The sequence below is a fragment of the Puniceibacterium confluentis genome (genome assembly GCF_007923445.1).
Taxonomy (GTDB): Bacteria; Pseudomonadota; Alphaproteobacteria; order Rhodobacterales; family Rhodobacteraceae; genus Puniceibacterium; species Puniceibacterium confluentis.
Map to the genome: position 1 here is coordinate 541,315 of NZ_VOJI01000001.1, position 18,323 is coordinate 559,637.

The 18,323-nt window shown below is 61.8% G+C and carries 16 protein-coding genes and 1 tRNA gene; 5 read left to right on the forward strand and 12 right to left on the reverse strand.

The window, feature by feature from the left end:
* Positions 1–5 precede the first annotated feature (5 nt).
* Positions 6–359 carry a hydroxyisourate hydrolase gene (uraH, locus tag FOY53_RS02550; protein WP_146585357.1) on the reverse strand — a complete coding sequence of 118 codons (354 nt, stop codon included), beginning with the start codon at positions 357–359 and terminating at the stop codon, positions 6–8.
* A 150-nt stretch (positions 360–509) separates the two neighbouring features.
* Between uraH and puuE the strand changes: the two genes are divergently transcribed.
* The 3 genes from puuE to FOY53_RS02565 are packed head-to-tail and all read left to right on the forward strand — an operon-like array spanning position 510 to position 3,914.
* Positions 510–1,925: an allantoinase PuuE gene (gene puuE, locus FOY53_RS02555; RefSeq protein ID WP_146585359.1), complete on the forward strand. Its 1,416-nt coding sequence runs from the start codon at positions 510–512 to the stop codon at positions 1,923–1,925.
* The gene (locus FOY53_RS02560; RefSeq protein ID WP_439332533.1) at positions 1,922–2,419 is read left to right on the forward strand and encodes an ureidoglycolate lyase; all 498 of its coding nucleotides are present in this window, start codon (positions 1,922–1,924) and stop codon (positions 2,417–2,419) included. Before puuE ends, FOY53_RS02560 begins: the two co-directional genes overlap by 4 nt.
* Positions 2,420–2,477: 58 nt before the next feature.
* Positions 2,478–3,914, forward strand: coding sequence for a uracil-xanthine permease family protein (locus tag FOY53_RS02565; RefSeq protein WP_146585361.1), 1,437 nt, complete (start codon positions 2,478–2,480; stop codon positions 3,912–3,914).
* 526 nt (positions 3,915–4,440) lie between these two features.
* Here the strand turns inward: FOY53_RS02565 and FOY53_RS02575 are convergent.
* The 8 genes from FOY53_RS02575 to bhcA all read right to left on the reverse strand — a co-directional run bounded on the left by FOY53_RS02575 (position 4,441) and on the right by bhcA (position 14,267).
* The gene (locus FOY53_RS02575; RefSeq protein WP_146585365.1) at positions 4,441–6,720 is read right to left on the reverse strand and encodes an NADP-dependent malic enzyme; all 2,280 of its coding nucleotides are present in this window, start codon (positions 6,718–6,720) and stop codon (positions 4,441–4,443) included.
* A 15-nt stretch (positions 6,721–6,735) separates the two neighbouring features.
* Positions 6,736–7,737 carry a type I glyceraldehyde-3-phosphate dehydrogenase gene (locus FOY53_RS02580; protein WP_146585367.1) on the reverse strand — a complete coding sequence of 334 codons (1,002 nt, stop codon included), beginning with the start codon at positions 7,735–7,737 and terminating at the stop codon, positions 6,736–6,738.
* Positions 7,734–8,246 (reverse strand): AmiS/UreI family transporter, encoded by a 513-nt coding sequence (locus FOY53_RS02585; protein WP_146585369.1) that lies wholly within the window; start codon positions 8,244–8,246, stop codon positions 7,734–7,736. The genes FOY53_RS02580 and FOY53_RS02585 overlap by 4 nt, the downstream gene beginning before the upstream one ends.
* A gap of 107 nt (positions 8,247–8,353) precedes the next feature.
* A complete protein-coding gene (bhcD, locus tag FOY53_RS02590; protein ID WP_146585371.1) occupies positions 8,354–9,319 on the reverse strand; it encodes an iminosuccinate reductase BhcD in 966 nt (321 codons plus the stop codon).
* 101 nt (positions 9,320–9,420) lie between these two features.
* Entirely contained in the window at positions 9,421–10,866 is a 1,446-nt protein-coding gene (locus FOY53_RS02595) for an NCS1 family nucleobase:cation symporter-1 (RefSeq protein WP_146585373.1), read from the reverse strand.
* Positions 10,867–10,943: 77 nt separating this feature from the next.
* Entirely contained in the window at positions 10,944–12,107 is a 1,164-nt protein-coding gene (bhcC, locus tag FOY53_RS02600; protein ID WP_146585375.1) for a 3-hydroxy-D-aspartate aldolase BhcC, read from the reverse strand.
* Positions 12,108–12,120: 13 nt separating this feature from the next.
* Positions 12,121–13,071 (reverse strand): beta-hydroxyaspartate dehydratase BhcB, encoded by a 951-nt coding sequence (bhcB, locus tag FOY53_RS02605; protein WP_146585376.1) that lies wholly within the window; start codon positions 13,069–13,071, stop codon positions 12,121–12,123.
* A gap of 29 nt (positions 13,072–13,100) precedes the next feature.
* A complete protein-coding gene (gene bhcA / locus FOY53_RS02610; protein WP_146585378.1) occupies positions 13,101–14,267 on the reverse strand; it encodes an L-aspartate--glyoxylate aminotransferase BhcA in 1,167 nt (388 codons plus the stop codon).
* Positions 14,268–14,435: 168 nt separating this feature from the next.
* Here bhcA and bhcR point away from each other — a divergent pair, with 168 nt between their 5' ends.
* The gene (gene bhcR / locus FOY53_RS02615; protein ID WP_146585380.1) at positions 14,436–15,287 is read left to right on the forward strand and encodes an HTH-type transcriptional regulator BhcR; all 852 of its coding nucleotides are present in this window, start codon (positions 14,436–14,438) and stop codon (positions 15,285–15,287) included.
* On the opposite strand, the gene FOY53_RS02620 is transcribed toward bhcR, so the two are convergent.
* Both FOY53_RS02620 and FOY53_RS22970 read right to left on the reverse strand, forming a co-directional pair.
* Entirely contained in the window at positions 15,268–16,137 is an 870-nt protein-coding gene (locus FOY53_RS02620; RefSeq protein ID WP_146585382.1) for a bifunctional allantoicase/(S)-ureidoglycine aminohydrolase, read from the reverse strand. The genes bhcR and FOY53_RS02620 overlap by 20 nt on opposite strands.
* A gap of 148 nt (positions 16,138–16,285) precedes the next feature.
* A complete protein-coding gene (locus FOY53_RS22970) occupies positions 16,286–16,447 on the reverse strand; it encodes a hypothetical protein (protein ID WP_186766489.1) in 162 nt (53 codons plus the stop codon).
* A 1,014-nt stretch (positions 16,448–17,461) separates the two neighbouring features.
* Between FOY53_RS22970 and FOY53_RS02625 the strand changes: the two genes are divergently transcribed.
* Positions 17,462–17,551, forward strand: a tRNA-Ser gene (locus tag FOY53_RS02625).
* An 85-nt stretch (positions 17,552–17,636) separates the two neighbouring features.
* Here the strand turns inward: FOY53_RS02625 and FOY53_RS02630 are convergent.
* Positions 17,637–18,323: tyrosine-type recombinase/integrase (locus FOY53_RS02630; protein ID WP_222435210.1), on the reverse strand; the 687-nt coding region annotated here is incomplete at its 5' end.

The window sequence follows — 18,323 nt, forward strand, 5'->3', positions numbered from 1 at the left end:
TGCGTTCAGCTGCCGCGGTATGTGCCGTAGCCGAACGGCGACAGCAACAGCGGCACATGGTAATGCGACGGCTCCGACATTCCGAAACGGATCGGGATGATGTCGAGGAAGCGCGGCTCTTCCGGCGGTGTCCCGCAGGCATCGAGGTAGGCGCCGGCGTGGAATACCAGCTCATAGGTGCCGGTCTCGAAGCTTTCGGCGGGAAGGATCTGTTCGTCGGTGCGCCCGTCGCTGTTGGTTTTCAACGATTTGATCAAGGTCCGGATGTCGCCCTCGATCCGGTAAAGGTCGATGTCCAACCCTTCCGCAGGGCAGCCGCGCGCGGTGTCGAGGACATGTGTTGTCAGATAGCCGGTCACGGATAGCCTCCTTATATCGCCTAGGACTTTGTAGTCGGGACGGCCCGTCGTCCACAAACAGTACCGTAAAAGATGCACCTTATAGAAAAATTTGAAAAAAATTTGGTATTGTTTGGGATATGAAGAGGTAAATCTACGAGGAGTTCCACAGTGACACGATATCCGCGCGACATGATCGGTTACGGTCCCCGCATTCCTGACGCCCAATGGCCCGCTGGTGCAAAGGTGGCGGTGCAGTTCGTGCTCAACTACGAAGAGGGCAGCGAGAATAACGTGTTGCATGGCGACGCGGCATCAGAGGCCTTTCTCTCTGACATTCCCGGCGCCGCAATGTGGCAGGGCCAGCGCCACTGGAACATGGAATCGATCTACGAATATGGCGCCCGCGCCGGGTTCTGGCGTTTGCACCGCCTGTTCACCGGGGCAGACATCCCGGTGACGATCTACGGCGTCGCCTCGGCCCTGGCCCGCAACCCCGAGCAGGTGGCAGCCATGAAGACCGCAGGCTGGGAGATTGCCTGCCACGGGTTGAAGTGGGTCGAGCACAAGGACATGCCCCAAGAGGACGAGCGCGCGACAATTGCCGAGGCGATCCGCCTCCACACCGAGGTGGTGGGCGAGGCACCCCGCGGCTGGTACACCGGGCGGTGCAGCGAGAATACAGTGCGGCTGGCCGCCGAGACCGGGCAGTTCGACTATATCTCGGACGCCTATGACGATGACCTGCCGCATTGGAAGGAATACGGCGACCGCGACCAGCTGATCATTCCCTATACGCTCGAAGCGAATGACATGCGCTTTGCCACTGCACCCGGCTGGAACACAGGCGCGCATTTCGGCAGCTATCTCAAGGACGCTTTCGACACGCTTTATGCCGAAGGACAGGAGGGCAGTCCGAAGATGATGTCGATCGGCCTGCATTGCCGACTGATCGGCCGTCCCGGCAAGATCGCGGCGCTGAAGCGCTTTATCGACTACATCCAGGGCTTTGACGATGTCTGGTGCCCGACCCGGCTGGAGATTGCCGAGCACTGGGCAAAGACCCACCCGCATGAGCGGCGCGCAAGACCCAGCGAGATGAGCCGCGAGGATTTCGTGGCCAACTTCGGCGGCATTTTCGAGCATTCCGCCTGGATTGCCGAAGGCGCGCACGGCCTTGAACTAGGTCCGGCACATGACAGCGCGCTGGGGCTGCACAACGCTCTTTGCCGGGTGTTCCGGTCTGCGGGTGACGACAAGCGCAAGGGCGTGCTGACCGCGCACCCCGACCTCGCCGGAAAGCTGGCGGCCGCCGGGCGTCTGACGGCTGAAAGCGCGTCGGAACAGGCGGGTGCCGGCCTCGACATGCTGACCGATGAAGAGCGTGCGACGCTGATCCGGATGAACGCGGATTATGTCGAAAAGCACGGCTTTCCGTTCATCATCGCCGTGCGCGATCACGACAAGGCGTCGATCCTGGAAAATTTCGGCCGCCGCATCAGCAATGACACCGAAACCGAGTTTGTCGAGGCCTGCCGCCAGGTGGAACGCATCGCCGAATTCCGCTTGAAGGATCTATTGCCGTGAGTGTGACACTGGACAGATTACCGGCGCTGCCCGCCCGCGCCGATGCGATGGCGGGCCTAGCCCAACTGATCGAATGCACGGGTGAGCCGGACAAGCTGATCAACAAGGGGCTTTGCGGCCGGTTTCACGACCTCGCAGACCTCGACATCATCGACGGCAAGGCGGGCATCAGCCTGTTCAACTCCGAGGTATTCTCGCTTCCGTTTCGCCTCGAGATGATGGAGCGCCATCCGTTGGGATCGCAGGCGTTCATCCCGATGAGCGATTTTGGTTTTCTGGTCGTGTTGGCCGAGGACGACGACGGCCGTCCCGGCGCGCCGCGCGCCTATGTCACCGCACCGGGACAGGCGGTCAATATCGGCCGCAACGTCTGGCACGGTGTGCTGACGCCGCTTGGCGGTTCGGGGTTGTTTGCCGTGGTCGACCGGATCGGCGACGGGGCAAATCTGCAAGAGCATTGGTTCGACACCGCTTTCGAAGTGGTGGCTGCCTGACGACCTGGCCGCCGGGAGGATAGGCGGCCAGATACAGCTAACAGTGGGGAGAAAATAAATGGCTGATCTAACTATCGGGACACCGGAGCAACTCCGCGACCCGAATTACTTTCCGGGCCTGGCCAAGGGCATACCTCTGGGCATCCAGCACGTCCTGGCGATGTTCGTATCCAACGTAACGCCTGCGATCATCGTTGCCGGTGCTGCGGGTTTCGGTTTCGGGTCGGGGTCAGCCGATTTTCCAGAACTGCTCTATCTGATCCAGATGTCGATGCTGTTTGCCGGCGTCGCGACGCTGCTTCAGACCATCACGATCGGGCCGGTTGGCGCGGCGTTGCCCATTGTGCAGGGGACCTCGTTTGCCTTTCTGCCGATCATGATCCCGCTGGTCGCGGGCAAGGGCGTCGATGCGCTTGCCGCGTTCTTTGGCGGCGTCATCATCGGCGGGATGTTCCATGCCTTTATCGGTACCTTCGTCGGCAAGCTGCGATTTGCCCTGCCGCCGCTGGTAACCGGACTCGTGGTGACGATGATCGGTCTGGCGCTGGTCAAGGTCGGCATCCAGTACGCGGCGGGCGGTGTCCCGGCCATCGGCACGCCGGAATACGGCAGCCTGCTGAATTGGTCCGCAGCAATCATCGTGATCCTTGTCACGCTCGGCCTGAAGTTCTTTACCAAGGGCATGCTGTCGATCTCGGCGGTTCTGATCGGCCTGCTCGTGGGCTACGTCTACGCCATTGCGGTCGGCATGCTGACAGTCGAGGCCATCACTGGGTCCTGGGAACGCTCCGCCGCCTTCGCGCTGCCGCAGCCGTTCAAGTACGGGGTCGAGTTCTCGATCGCAGCGGTCATCGGCTTCTGCCTCATGGCCTTTATCTCGGCCATCGAGACGGTCGGTGATGTATCGGGTATCACCAAGGGTGGCGCAGGACGCGAAGCGACGAGCGCGGAAATCACCGGCGCGACCTATGCTGACGGTTTCGGCACGGCGCTGGCGGGTATCTTCGGCGGCTTCCCGAACACCTCGTTCAGTCAGAACGTCGGTCTGATCGCGATGACCGGTGTGATGAGCCGCCATGTGGTGACCTGCGGCGCGATCTTCCTGATCATCTGCGGTCTGGTCCCCAAGGTCGGCGGGGTCATCCGCACCGTGCCGATCGAGGTTCTTGGCGGCGGCGTGATCGTGATGTTCGGCATGGTCGTGGCTGCAGGTATCTCGATGCTGTCGGATGTGCACTGGAACCGGCGGAACATGGTGATCTTTGCGATTTCCCTCAGCCTTGGTCTGGGTCTTCAGCTGGAACCCGGTGCGCTCCAGCACCTGCCGGAAACCGCCCGTGTCTTGCTGACCTCGGGTCTGTTGCCGGCGGCCTTCCTGGCCATCGTGCTGAACCTGGTCCTGCCGGAAGAGCTGGCCGATGAAGCCACGGAGGAAATGTCCGGAGGCATGGCGGGTCACGGCGAAGGCTCACTGGCCCACGACGACCACGTCTGAGAGCAAACCCCTTGTAACCTAAGGATTGCGGCGCTCTTCGGAGCGCCGTTTTCGTATCCGGCGGAGGGAATGGCAGTGGGCTTGCTATTGGCAGGGCAGGTTTGTGAGCGGCGCCGGATCGTGCCCAGGTGCTGGCGGGAAGAAACGACCGCTCGGTCAGACAGATGTTCTTCAGTGGCCCGGCATGCGACGGGCAAGAAACAAATAGCCCCGGCCGTCATCGGCCGGGGCTCGGGTTTCGCTTCCCGGTAAAGCCGGTGTTTGCGTCCGCTTCTCGCTGGTTTCGGTCCACTCTGCCGGGCATGCGGATGCCGGTCACGCCGACAAGACCGGCATTCTGGCTCAACAAGATGTGGCGGAAGGTGTCGAACAGACCACCGATCAACGAGCCGAGTGAGCCGCATGCAGGGTGACAGGCGCGCCAGTCATGTCCGGCATGTCTTTCTGCTCCGCGCTGCCGGAACGTCTTTCGGGTGCGGGAGAGATGTGGCCCGGCCGTACGCACCAGGCGCGGCCGGGCCGTTTGTCAGCCGTAGCTCGACACGTCCGAGCCGGCCAGGGCCGCGATATTCAGCAGGCCGCGCGGGGTGACACCCGGGGTCACAATGTGAGCGCGGTTGCCCATACCCATCAGAATCGGCCCGACTTCCAGACCGCCTGCGGCGCTCTTGAGCAGGTTGCGCGCCGCACCCGCAGCGTCGGTATTTGCGAAGACCAGCACATTGGCCCGGCCGGTCAGCCGGTTGCCGGGCAGCAGCCATTCGCGCAGTTCGGGGTCCAGCGCCGCATCGGCCTGCATCTCGCCTTCGTATTCGAAGTCTTGTGCTTCGCTGTTCAGGATCTCCAGCGCGGCGCGCATCACCCGCCCCGACCGGCTGTCGAGATTGCCGAATTGCGAGCCGGAACAGAGCGCGATTTTTGGCTCGGTGCCGAAACGGCGGACATGGCGGGCTGCGGCCAGCACGGTGCGGGCCAGCGTCTCGGGTGTTTGCTCGACGTTGACATGAGTGTCGGCCACGAACAACGGACCTTCATCGAGAATAACCAGCGACAGCGCGCCGGCCGGCGAGAATTCGGCGTTTGCCAGCATCTGGGTCACGTAATTCAGGTGCCAGTGGTACTGCCCGAAGGAACCGCAGATCATGCTGTCGGCCTCGCCGCGATGCACCATGGTTGCCGCGATCGCGGTCGTGTTGGTGCGCAGCACGGCCTTGGCCAAGTCCGGCGTCACGCCCTGACGGCGCATCACTTCATGATAGGCCTGCCAGTAGTCGCGGTAGCGATCATCGTTTTCCGGGTTCACGATCTCGAAGTCGCGGCCCGCAACGATGCTCAGTCCGGCGCGCTCCAGGCGTTGCGCCACCACATCCGGGCGGCCGACCAGGATCGGTGTATCGACGCTGTCCTCGACCATTGCCTGTGCGGCGCGCAACACGCGGTCGTCCTCGCCTTCGGCAAAAACGATCCGGCGTTTCGAGCGGCGGGCGGCTGCAAAGACGCCGCGCATGATCAGCGACGAGCGGAATACCTCGGCCTCGAGCTTCTGGCGATAGGCGTCGAGATCGAGATCGCGGCGTGCGGCGCCGGACTCCATGGCCGCCCTGGCGACCGCTACGGCGATGGTCGGCAACAGCCGCGGATCGAACGGCTTCGGGATCAGGTAGTCCGGCCCGAAGGTCAGCGTTTCACCTTCATAGGCGAGGCCAACCTCTGCCGAAGTCGTCTGGCGCGCCAGCGAGGCAATAGCGTCGACACAGGCCAGCTTCATCGCGTCGTTGATCTCTTTCGATTCCGAATCCAGCGCACCGCGGAAGATGAACGGGAAGCAGAGCACGTTGTTGACCTGGTTGGGATAATCGGAGCGACCCGTTGCGATCATGGCCCCGGGCGCGGCTTCGCGGGCCTCTTCCGGCATGATTTCCGGGATCGGATTGGCCAGGGCAAAGATGATCGGGTTGTCCGCCATCTCGCGGACGGCGTCGGCAGGCAGCGCGCCGGGGCCGGAAAGCCCGAGGAACATGTCGGCACCTTTCAGAGCCTGCTCCAATGTCGCGCCGTCTTTCGACCTGGCAAACAGCATTTGTTCCGGTGCCAGGTTTTTGCGGTCCGGATGCAGGACGCCGTTGCGGTCGAACACGGTGATGTTTTCAAGCGGCACGCCCATCTTGTGCAGCATGGTCAGACAGGCCACGCCGGCAGCCCCGGCGCCAAGGCCGACGATGCGGACGTTCTCGGGCGACTTGCCCGCGATCTTCAGCGCGTTCTGCGCCGCCGCTGCCACCACGATGGCCGTGCCGTGCTGGTCGTCATGGAACACCGGAATGCCCATCCGCTCGCGGCAGATGCGTTCGACGGTAAAGCAGTCCGGCGCCTTGATGTCTTCTAGGTTGATCGCCCCGAATGTGGGTTCAAGCTTGCAGACGATGTCGGCCAGCGCCTCTGGGTCGGCCTCGTCGACCTCGATGTCAAAGCAATCGATGCCGGCGAACTTCTTGAACAGGACGGCCTTGCCTTCCATGACCGGCTTTGACGCCAGTGCCCCGATGTTGCCCAGCCCTAGGACCGCGGTGCCGTTGGACACCACGGCAACCAGGTTGCGTTTCGCGGTATAGCGGGTCGCCTTGGCCGGGTCCGCCGCTATCTCGGTGCAAGCTTCGGCCACGCCCGGCGAATAGGCGCGTGCCAGATCGCGCGCGGTCGCCATCGGCTTGGTCGGCCGGATTTCCAGTTTTCCGGGTTTCGGGAATTCGTGATAATCGAGCGCCCTTTGGCGTTCGACCTCTTTCTGGGATGCGTCCAGCGTCATGTTTCTCTCCTCCGATTACGGGTGTCTGACCGCAAGGCGTTCCGCCATCTCGATCATTCGGGCCGAAAAGCCCCATTCATTGTCGTACCAACCGAACAGGCGCACCTGACGCGTCCCGTTGGTCTGGGTTTCGGGCAGCGCGATCACCAGTGATTCCGGGCGCGCACGGAAGTCGGTGGACACGCACGGATCCTCCACCAGCCCGATCAGGCGCGAGCCGTCAAAGGCCTCGCGCAGAAAGTCGTTCATGGTCTGATCCAGGCTTTCGACGAACTGGATGGTTGCGTCGATGGCCGAAACGGACAGGCAGGGGACGCGGACCGCGGCGATGCTCAGCCGTCCCCGGAACTCGGGCAGAATGCCCATCACCTGATCGGCGGCACTTGTCGTGGTCGGGACCATCGACACCGCCGCGGCGCGGCTGCGCTCGAGGCTGCTGCCCGGCCGGTCGACTGTCGGCTGGCTGCCGGTGTAGCAATGGATCGTCGTCACATGCGCCCGCTCTATCCCGAGGCCGAGATCGAGGCTGCGCAGAAGTGGTGCGATGGCATTTGTCGTGCAGGAGGCATTCGACACGATCCGTGCCTTGCCCAGCTCCCTGTCGTTGGCGCCGATGACCAGCGTGGCATCGGCGGCGGAAGAGGGCCCCGAGATCAGCACGTTGCCTGCGCCGGCGTCCAGCCCCGCCTCGGCAGTGGCCCGGTCCTGTGCCCGCCCCGTGCATTCCAGCACCACGTCCACATCCCGCAGGTCCAGTTTGCGCAGATCGGCGGTGCCGAAAAACCGGATACGCTGCGCGCCGATGCTCAACCAGCCTTGTCCGGTCTCGACCGGCTGCGGGAGCGGGCCATAAACGCTGTCGTAGCGCAGCAGATAAGCGCAGGTATCCAACGGCGCGATGTCGTTCACGCCCACGATGTCGAACCGTGCCCTTGCCTCTTCGGTCAGAAGCTGGCGAAAGATGGTCCGGCCGATACGGCCAAATCCGTTGATGAAAACCCGGATCGGGCGGCTCATGTCTGTGATCCATACATCAGGAACAGCGCAGGCAACCATGCGGTCAACACACCGCTCAGCAGTGTGGCCAGCGCGGTTTGCTTGCGGAAAGAGCGTTGCATCGCCAACGTCAGGAAATACAGGAACCACAGTCCGGCCCAGGCCAGCCAGCACAGGCCCAGCCAGGTTTCCATGACCGATGATGCCGTACTCAGCGTTCGGATCGCTTCGGGCAGGACCGAGAGCGCAACGAACAGCGAGAACCACCCCAGCCCGCGCCCGTCCGAGCCGCTGACCCGGTTGAACGCCACCCACAGGTAGGTCACGCTGAACAGCAGCGTCATCGCCACCGCGCGCACGTCTTCGACATTTTCGGCCCGTACCAGCGACACCGTGGCCACAGCGGCGGTGATCGCGGCAGTGGCACCGTTGATCAGCACGATCTCACGATCGTCGATGCGGCCCGACATCCACAGGCCGTTGAGCACCAGAACGGCCCCCACGAACAGAAGCGACAGCGGCAGGAGCATAGCGAAACAGTCCTTTGAGCACGCAGGAAGAAGGTGGTTGCGCCCGTTAGAGCGCAACCCGAGGTAGAACCAGTGATCTCGGAGAGAGAAAACCGCCGTGGGCGGAGTCAGAAATCCACTTCGATGGCGACGCCTTTTTCGACCGCCAGGTCGACCACGGCTGCCGCGACCGCGAGGTCTTGCAGGCCGACGCCGGTGCCGTCGAACAGGGTGATCTCGTCATCCGAGGTCCGGCCCGGGTTGGTGCCGTTGATCACCGCGCCCAGCTGGGCGACGTCTTCGATCTTGATCGTCTTGTCCTGGATCGCATGCTGCGCCTCGCCGATCGAGACGGATTGCGCAACCTCGTCGGTAAAGACGCGGGCCCTGGCCAGGAGCGCGGCCTCGACTTCCTGCTTGCCCTTGGTGTCGGTGCCCATGCAGGCGACATGGGTGCCTGGCGCGACATGGTCGGCGTGAAGGATCGCATCGAAGGACGAGGTGATGGTGATGATCACATCGGCCTCTGTCATGCCGGTAAGTTCCACGGCTTCGAACGGCAGGCCGGCTTCCTTGGCGACCTCTTCGAGGTTGGGCAGCATCTCCGGGTGGAAGTTCCAGCCGATGACCTTTTCAAAGGTGCCCTGCTCCAGGGCGGCGCGCAACTGGAACTTGGCCTGATGGCCTGCGCCGACCATGCCGATGACCTTGGCATCCTTGCGGGCCAGGTGCTTGATCGACACCGAAGACGCGGCGGCGGTGCGCAGCGCGGTCAGAAGGTTGCCGCCGACCATTGCCTTGACCTTGCCGGTGTCGGGATCGAACAGGAAGACTGTGGACTGGTGGTTGATGATGCCGCGCTTGTCGAGGTTGTTGGGCCAGTAGCCGCCGGCCTTGAGGCCCAGCGTCAGCCCGGCGCGGTCGAAGCCGCCCTTGAAGCCGTAAAGCGCATCTTCGTGCCCGATGGCTTCGCGCACCACCGGAAAATTGTAGGCCTCGCCCGATGCCATGGCGGCAAAGACCTTCTCGACGGCGTCGAAAGCCGCTTTGCGGGTCATAAGGTCGGCGATCTCGCGCTCGGGTACGATCAGCATTTTAAAGTGTCCTTGCTTATGTGTCTAATCTTCGGGTCCGCGAAGTCCGTGTCGCAGGACCCTTGGGAGCCATGCCCGGCGGTGCCGGGCATGGCAGGTGTTCAGGCGTTGGGCTGACGCTTGGCGAAGTAGTGAAACAGCGCCCCGCCGAGAATGGCACCGATGACCCAGGTGTATCCCGACAGGAAGGAGAACCACGGCACCCAGACCGTGATGACCGAGAAGATCGCCGCGAAGCCGAAGGCCTTGACCGCGGACCCGTTCCAGCCGTTGCCGTAGTGGTAGGCGCCGCCCGACATGTTGTAGAGGTCGTCTTCGTTCAGCTCCTGGTTCCGGTGCCAGTAGTAATCGACGATCATGATCCCGAAGATCGGAGCCAGCGTCGCGCCCAGCGTGTTCACAAAGCCCGTGATCCCGAACTGGCTGATGAAGCTGTTCCAGAAACCGCCGATCACCAGCGCAAAGACCGAGGTGATCAGGCCGGCATTGCGAAAGCTGATCTTGTCCGGCGACAGGTTGGCGATGCCGTTCACCGCGGGGATGAAATTGGCCACGAGGTTGATGCCGACGGTTGCCGCGAAGAAGGTGATCGCCGCGATCACGCCCAGCAGGACGCTGTCGGTGCGCTCGACGATCTCGGTCGGGTTTATGATTTCCTCGCCAAAGACCACGGCCGCCCCGCCGGTGGTCAGAAGCGCCAGCGCCGAAAACAGGATCATGTTGAGCGGCAGGCCGGTGAGGTTGCCGATAAGCATGGTCGGCTTGTCCTTGGCATAGCGCGAGAAGTCGGAAAAGTTGATCATCACCGCAGCAAAATAAGCCACCATGGTGCCGACAATGGCGACGAAGCCCTTGAACTCGGTGGCAAAGGTGCCTTCGGGATTGGCGAAGATCGTGGCCGTCGCCGAGAGCAATTCACCGTCGGAGCGCTGCCAGAGCACTATGACGAGGCCGATCATGACCAGATAGACGAAGGGGCCCGCGATGTTCAGAAATGCCTCGACCCAGTTCATGCCGCGCCAGAAAATGACGATGTGAAACGCCCAGACGATGACGAACGAGAACCAGTCGATCCCGGTGAGGCCCAGGAATTCCGCGCCGCCGCCGGCGCCGGTCAGCGAGCGGATCAGAAGCGCAACGGCGGTTGAGGCGAAATAGACCTGCACCCCGTACCAGAACACCGCGACCGTCGACCTGAGAATGGCCGGCAGCTTGGCGCCCTCCGTGCCCAGGCTGGCCCGCGCCAGAACCGGATAGGGGATACCGTACTTCTCTCCCGGCGCCCCGGACAGATTTACCATCCACATCGTGAACAGGCCTGCCGCAATCAAGGCGGCGAAGGCAGTCCAGCCACCGACGCCGTAAGAAATGAACAACGAGGCCACGAGCGAATAGCCGAAAAGCGACTGTACGTCGTTCGCCCAGATATTGAAGATGGCGAACCATCCCCAGGTCTTTTCCTCGGCGCTGACCGGGTTCAGCGTGTTCATGGCATTGGGGTCCAGGGTGCCCCCGTGAGCCACATGGTCCTGAGCGACAACACTCATGGTTCTCTCCTCCTCTCAAGATTTTTCAATGCATGCGGGCCGGAAACCGGCCCGCGTATCATTGGCGCTTAGACGGCTCAGTAGGCCTTCCCGCGGGCCGAGACCGGCCAGACGGTTTCGACCTTGCCGTTCCGCACGCCGACGTACCAGTCGTGCACGTTTGCGGTCGGGTCACAGTGGCCCGGCACAAGCTTCAGCTTGTCATTGACCTTCAGCACGCCCTTCGGATCGGCGATCACGCCATGCTCGTCCGAGCACTTGATGTATTCCACGTCGTCGCGACCAAAGATGAAGGGCAGTCCGCTGTCGATCGACTGCGCCTTGAGACCGGCATCGCAGATCGCCTTGTCATCTTTCGCGTGACTCATCACCGAGGTCAGGAGGAAAAAGGCGTTTTCCCATTCGCCGGCGTCGATGCGGTTGCCGTCCTTGTCGAGGATGCGGCCATAATCGGCATCCATGAAGGCGTAGGAGCCGCATTGCAGCTCGTTGTAGACGCCGGAATTGCTCTCGAAGTAGTAAGAGCCGGTGCCCCCGCCCGAGACCAGCTCGGATTCGATGCCCTCGGATTTCAGCGTTTCGACAGCGTCGCTGACCTGTGCGACGGCAGCTTCGATCTTGGCCTTGCGGTCGTCGTAGCTGTCCATGTGCTGCATCGCGCCCTGATAGGCCTGGATGCCCTTGTAGGTCAGGTTGTCGGCGTCGCGCACGGCCTTGGCGATCTCGACCACGGCGGCGGTGGTGGTCACGCCGCAGCGGCCCGCGCCACAGTCGATCTCGACGAAGACGCCGAGCTCGGTGCCGTGCTTCCTGGCGGCTGCCGACAGGTCGGCCACGTTGGTAACGTCATCGACGCAAACGATGATGTTGGCGCCCTGCTTGGGCAGTTTTGCCAGCCGGTCGATCTTGGCCGGATCACGGACCTGGTTGGACACCAGCACTTCCTTGATGCCGCCGCGCACGAAAACCTCGGCTTCCGAGACCTTCTGGCAGCAGACGCCGATGGCGCCGCCCAATTCCATCTGCAGCTTCAGCACGTCGACCGACTTGTGCATCTTGCCATGGGCGCGGTGACGCATGCCATGCGCCTTGGCATAGTCGCCCAGCTTCTTGATGTTGCGTTCCAGCGCGTCGAGATCCAGCACCAGGCAGGGGGTCTGGATATCGGCTTCGTCCATGCCGGGAACGGCGGGGATGTCATAGCCCACTTCGAGTTGGTCGAAATTCACAGGTGCATTCATTGTCTTCTCTCCCTCATTGGTACCAGGGCAGCTTGTCGAGATCGACATTGCCGCCAGTGATGATGATGCCGACACGCTTGCCCTTGAAGGTGTCGGGATTTTTCAGAATGGTGGCCAGCGGCACCGCCGAAGACGGCTCCATGACCACGCGCAGGTGCTTCCAGGTCAGCTTCATCGCGTCGATGATTTCCTGCTCCGACGCAGTGAAGATGTCGGAGACGTGGTTCGACACGAAGTGCCAGGTCAGGTCCTTGAGCGGCACCAGAAGCCCGTCGGCGATGGTCTTGGGCGCGTCATCGGCGATGATGTGGCCCGCCTTGAAGCTGCGATAGGCGTCGTCGGCCTGTTCCGGCTCTGCCGCGATGATCCTGGTCTCGGGCGCCGCTTGCGACAGTGTCAGGCAGGTGCCCGAGATCATGCCGCCGCCGCCGATGGGCGCGACCGCATAGTCCAGCCCGTCGACTTGCTCGATGAATTCCTTCGAACAGGTGCCTTGTCCGGCGATCACGCGCGGATCGTTATATGGATGGACAAAATCGCCGCCGGTTTCCGCCTGAACCTTGGCAAAGGTCTCTTCACGCGAGCTGGTCGAAGGCTCGCATTCGGTGATCTTGCCGCCATAGCGACGCACGGTGTCCTTCTTGGCCTGCGGCGCGGTGCGCGGCATGACCACATTGCACGGAATGCCGCGCTTCATGGCTGCATAGGACAGGCAGGAAGCATGGTTGCCCGACGAATGCGTCGCCACACCCAATTTCGCCTGCTCGTCACTCAGGCCGAACACCGCGTTCGAGGCGCCGCGGACCTTGAAGGCCCCCGGCTCCTGGAAATTCTCGCACTTGAAGAACAGCTGGGCCCCGGTCAGCTCGTTCAGGTAGTCCGAGGTGCGGACCGGCGTCTTGCGGATGTAGGGCTTGATCCGCTCATGCGCTTCGAGCATGTCCTGATAGGTTGGGATGTACATTTTCAATGTCCTCTCAAGGGATGCTCGGCTCAGGAACCGTGACGATAGAATTCCTGCGCGGCGGCGACACCGGACCCCAGCTTGATGTCGAGACCGAGATCTTTCATCACCATCTCGGCGGTGGCCAGACCGGACAGCATCATTGCGTCCGTCAGGCTGCCGAGGTGACCGATGCGGAAGACCTTGCCAGCCACTTCGCCGAGGCCCACACCAAAGGCCATGCCGTATTTCTCGGCCGCGCGCGCCACGATGTCGGTGGCGTTGAAGCCCTCGGGGGTGCGGATCGCCGAGACGCTGTCGGAATAGACCTCGGGCGAATTGGCGCAGAGCGTCAGGCCCCAGGCATCCACGGCGTGACGGACACCGGTCGCGATCCGCGTGTGGCGGGCAATCACGTTGTCGATGCCTTCGTCGAGGATCATTTCCAGCGACAGTTTCAGCCCGTTCATCAGGCCGACGGGTGGGGTGTAGGGATAGGCGTTGCTGGCATAACCCTTTTCCATGTCGCGGATGTCAAAGAAGGTGCGCGGCAGGGTGGCGCTGTCGGCCGCGGCGCGGGCCTTGTCGGAAAAGCCGACAATGGCCAGGCCCGCAGGCAGCATGAAGCCTTTCTGCGACCCGGTCACGGCAACGTCGACCTTCCATTCGTCGAAGCGGAAGTCCATCGAGCCGATCGAGGACACGCCGTCCACGAACAACAGCGCCGGGTGGCCTGCGGCATCCATTGCACGGCGCACGCCTGCGATGTCGGATTTCACGCCGGTTGCGGTTTCGTTGTGCGTGGCCAGCACGGCCTTGATGGCGTGGCCGGTGTCGGCTTTCAGGATCGCTTCGTATTCATCGACCGGAATGCCGTTGCCCCAGCGGGTTTCGACAATCTGCACGTCAAGGCCGTGACGCTGGCACATGTCGATCCAACGGTGCGAGAACATACCGTTGCGCGCGATGAGCACCTTGTCACCGGCATTCAGCGTGTTCGTCAGCGTGGTTTCCCAACCGCCGGTCCCGGTGGAGGGGAAGATGAAGATATGCGCGCTGTCCGATTTCAGGACCTTGCGCACACCGGAAAGGCAGGGGTGCAGGATTTTGCCAAACAGCGGCGAGCGGTGGTCGATCGTCGGCATGAAGCAGGCCTGGCGGATGGCCTCGGGCATGTTGGTCGGGCCAGGTATGAAAACCGGGTTCTGAAAACTCATGATCGTCTCCTTTTCGTCGTTGAGGCCAACCTAGGGCTACGGTTCTTGTGACGATACTTTTTTGAAATGTTTTTTTACTTTATGCGAAGCCGTAGAAAGTACGTGTTGTCAGGGCCTTGAATTTTTCATAATTTAAAATCATTCTTCATGTGAAAGCAGATGGTTCTTATGGATTCCCAAGATAATGCACGAAACGCCAAGCCTGGACGGGCGCGCGGCAGGCCGCGCGGCTGGGACGACAAGACGGCGCAGAATACCATAAAGTCGCTCGACCGGGCGATGGAGGTCTTTGAGTATCTCAGCGAAGCGCAGGGCAAGACGCTCACGGCCCTGGCGGCCGAGACCGGCCAGTCGAACGCCACCGTCTACCGTATTCTGGTGACGCTGGAGGACCGGGGGCTGGTGGATTTCGACCCCAAGGATCAGACCTGGCACATCGGCCCGCAGGCCTTCGTGATCGGCGCGCGTTTCCTGCGCCGTACCAGCCTCGTTGACCGGGCCCGGCCGATCCTGCGACGATTGATGGAGGACACTGGCGAGACCGCAAATCTCGGGGTCGAAAAGAACGGCGCCGTGCTGTTTCTGAGCCAGGTCGAGACACATGCGAACATCCGTGCCTTTTTCCCGCCCGGCTCGCTCTCGCCGATGCATTCTTCCGGCATCGGCAAGGCTCTTCTGGCGCAGATGGAAGAAACCCACCTGGATCGGCTCCTGAGGTCGGGCAAACTGGAAGCGTTCACCGATCATACAATCGTCGACCCAGGTGAATTGAAAGCAGACCTGCTTGCGGTGCGGGCGCGCGGATATTCCATCGACAACGAGGAAAAGAACATCGGCATGCGCTGCATCGCCGCCCCGGTGTTCGACATGAATGGCGAAGCCATCGCCGGGATTTCGGTCTCCGGCCCGACCAGTCGCGTCAGCGAAGACGAAATCGAACGGTTAAGCCGCCCCGTGATCGAGGCGGCTTATGAATTGACGCTGGCCATCGCCGGCGTGGCTACTCCGCCGCGGACCTGACCTTCGCGGGCTGGACACCGCCGCCATGCACCGGACGCAAGGTCATGTGGCGGTTGACGTCCTTGTAGAGCAGGTAGCGGAATTTGCCCGGACCACCGGCGTAACAGGCCTGCGGGCAGAAAGCGCGCAACCACATGTAATCGCCGGCCTCGACCTCGACCCAATCGTTGTTCAGCCGGTAGACCGCCTTGCCTTCGAGCACGTAGAGACCGTGCTCCATCACGTGGGTTTCGAGGAAGGGGATCACTGCACCGGGCTCGAACGTCACCACCGTGACATGCATGTCATGGCGCAGATCGGTCGGATCGACAAAACGGGTGGTGGCCCACTTGCCGTCAGTGTCCGGCATGACCGTCGGCGCGATGTCGTTCTCGTTCAGGATCAGAACATCCGGCTGGTCGAGCCCGTCGACCGCCTCATAAGCCTTGCGCACCCAATGAAAGCGCAGAACTTCCTGGCCGCGATTGGAGAGCGTCCAGTCGGAGGACGGCGGCAGGTAGGCATAGCCACCCGGCGTCATTTCATGGGTCTCGCCATTGACCGTCAGCTGCGCAGTGCCACCGACGATGAACAGGACGCCTTCGGCACCCGGATCGGGCTCCGGCCGGTCCGAACCGCCGCCCGGCTGCACTTCCATGATGTATTGCGAAAAGGTTTCGGCAAAGCCGCTCAGGGGACGGGACAGCACCCAGAGCCGTGTGTCGTTCCAGAACGGCAGGAAGCTGGTGACGATGTCGCGCATCGTTCCTTTCGGGATCACCGCATAAGCATCGGTGAAGACCGCACGGTCGGTCAGAAGCTGATCCTGGCCGGGATGGCCGCCGTGGGGGAAGTAATATTTTGCGGTCATGGAGGCTCCTGCAGCCGACTTGAAGGTTGCAGGGACTATGCGTTCGAAGCCTTGTGCCTGCCACCCGCAAAGCGGAAACAGCTCTTTTCGGGAAAAATTGAAAATTCATGCCGACTTGTTTGGCAATGATGGGTATGCCGGTCAGCGGTCACCGCAGGACGACCGCAAGCACCATCGCAACACCCACGGCTGTCACGAACGGCTGCTGCAAGTCGGTCCTGACCATCATGCGGCTTGGCCGCGCGCCGATATATCCCCCGACCAGCGGCCCCAGTGCCATCACCGCCGCCAGGGCTACCGCAGCAGTCATGTCTCAATGAATCGATATTTGACAGAATGCTGATTGCGCTTGCAGCAACAGTCTCGAGCCGATCGGGAACATCCCGCCGACAGAAGCTGAAGCCAGTTTCGATGCAGCTCTGGAAACCGGAACCATGGCAGAGCACCAACCTGCAGTCTCTCGTCATGAATGAGGGACCGGCAGGGGGCAGGGCAGTGTTTGTCTGTTTTTTCCGTATATCGTAGAGGCTGTCTTTTGGCCGTTTGACTTAGCCGCAGACCGTTTCTGAGCGAAGGGATCGAAACCGTTTTAGCCGTGCTGCGACGGGGCCTTTGGCGGCTCGGTCGTGGCAACCTGTGCCGATGTCGACTTCAGCGGACAGACGGGGGCCGGGAGGCCTGCGCACCAGGCATTGACGTGCGATGCGCGCCACAGCTCGGGCTTCTTTCGGATCAACACCGGATCGGGGAAGGCCGCATCAGGTTTCGCGCGGTCTCGCCGTCTCGCGGAGCCTTCGGACTCTCCGAGCAGTTCGGCCAGATCGCCGGTGGTTAGGTGGGAGAGCTTGAACTCGTCCCACTTGCTGCGAACTGGAGGCGCAAGCCCTTCGACTTGCCATATCGCGAACCAAGGGTGTTCCCCCGCACTTGGCGGAGGCCGACCGTGCGGGCGAGCTCGCGCGTGGCGCGCACTGATGGCGTCCGCCAGTAGGCGGTCAGCTCTCCCAGCGTGGCGTAGCCGGGATCTTGGGCCGGTGCGGTCATGGTGCAACCTCCTCCTGACGAGGAGCTGGACCGTCGGAGACACCACGGAAACCCGCCGACCAAGCGCTTCGAATCGTGACCGGAAAACTTCCCTTGAGGAATCCCGCGCTCGTCCAAGCCGCGAACCCGTGTGAGAGATTGGACCAAATCTTTCCCCCGAGGGGTGCCGGTCAGTGCCTTTCGGTGCCATTTCAAGGGGTTGAGACCGCAAATGGCATGATCGACAAAAATAGGGATTTCGCCTTGTATATCCTATGCTTGGCGGGCTATACGCGTCGGCGGAGACGTGGCCGAGTGGTCGAAGGCGCTCCCCTGCTAAGGGAGTAGGCCCGGAAGGGTCTCGAGGGTTCGAATCCCTTCGTCTCCGCCACCTTCATATTTTATCCTTTATTCATAATGGTTTATGGGGGCGATTGGCGAACCTGAGATTTTGGTTCGTCAAGTTTTGTTCCCCTTTAGATCCGGCCCAGCCTCGTGATAGCTTCATCAGCAAGCATAGGGCGACTTGCGTCCCTTGTATAGCGAGTCACCTCAGCCAGAGTAGTGTGGCCAGTGACGGCCATGATCTCATGAGGGGATGCGCCGGCCTCAGCCAAACGTCTCGCAATGGCTTTTCTCAAGCCATGCGAGGTGCATTTCGGGAGGTTGGCGGCGTCGCACCAACTTCGCATACTGTTTCCGAGTCCGTTGGCCGAACGATTTTTTCCAGCTTTTTTTTGAAGGAAAGTAAAGTTTTTGATCGGACATGCGTCCAGCGCCGAGCGCAGTACGGAATGCACAGGGATGTCGATGAGAACACCGCCGTTGTCTTCAGTTTTTTGACGCCGGTAACGTATGCGATCTCCGTCAACATTCCCCCAACCCAAGTTCACAGCGTCCGCACGCGCCGCGCCTGTATAGAGCATCAACGTCATGCTGATGTGGGCCGTCGATCCAACAGCATGTACTGAATAGAATTTCTCAATCTCTTCTTCAATCCACGTGTGAAAACCTGCAGACCGAGTTTTTATAGGTTTGACATGCCTAACCGGATTATCAGCTCTCCACTCAAGGTCGATGGCTAAATGTGAACAAGCATGCAATTTTGACCCCGTGGCGGGGTGATCGGCGTCCAAAAGTGACCCCCTTATACTGATTTGGAT

Excerpts from the sequence above, each read along its gene's own strand:
- bhcC (WP_146585375.1), bottom strand. The coding sequence starts at position 12,107 with ATGAATGCACCTGTGAATTTCGACCAACTCGAAGTGGGCTATGACATC.
- FOY53_RS02565 (WP_146585361.1), top strand. The coding sequence starts at position 2,478 with ATGGCTGATCTAACTATCGGGACACCGGAGCAACTCCGCGACCCGAAT.
- FOY53_RS02620 (WP_146585382.1), bottom strand. The coding sequence starts at position 16,137 with ATGACCGCAAAATATTACTTCCCCCACGGCGGCCATCCCGGCCAGGAT.
- FOY53_RS02585 (WP_146585369.1), bottom strand. The coding sequence starts at position 8,246 with ATGCTCCTGCCGCTGTCGCTTCTGTTCGTGGGGGCCGTTCTGGTGCTC.
- bhcA (WP_146585378.1), bottom strand. The coding sequence starts at position 14,267 with ATGAGTTTTCAGAACCCGGTTTTCATACCTGGCCCGACCAACATGCCC.
- bhcB (WP_146585376.1), bottom strand. The coding sequence starts at position 13,071 with ATGTACATCCCAACCTATCAGGACATGCTCGAAGCGCATGAGCGGATC.
- FOY53_RS02595 (WP_146585373.1), bottom strand. The coding sequence starts at position 10,866 with ATGAGTGTTGTCGCTCAGGACCATGTGGCTCACGGGGGCACCCTGGAC.
- FOY53_RS02575 (WP_146585365.1), bottom strand. The coding sequence starts at position 6,720 with ATGACGCTGGACGCATCCCAGAAAGAGGTCGAACGCCAAAGGGCGCTC.
- bhcD (WP_146585371.1), bottom strand. The coding sequence starts at position 9,319 with ATGCTGATCGTACCCGAGCGCGAGATCGCCGACCTTATGACCCGCAAA.
- FOY53_RS02580 (WP_146585367.1), bottom strand. The coding sequence starts at position 7,737 with ATGAGCCGCCCGATCCGGGTTTTCATCAACGGATTTGGCCGTATCGGC.
- bhcR (WP_146585380.1), top strand. The coding sequence starts at position 14,436 with ATGGATTCCCAAGATAATGCACGAAACGCCAAGCCTGGACGGGCGCGC.
- FOY53_RS22970 (WP_186766489.1), bottom strand. The coding sequence starts at position 16,447 with ATGACTGCTGCGGTAGCCCTGGCGGCGGTGATGGCACTGGGGCCGCTG.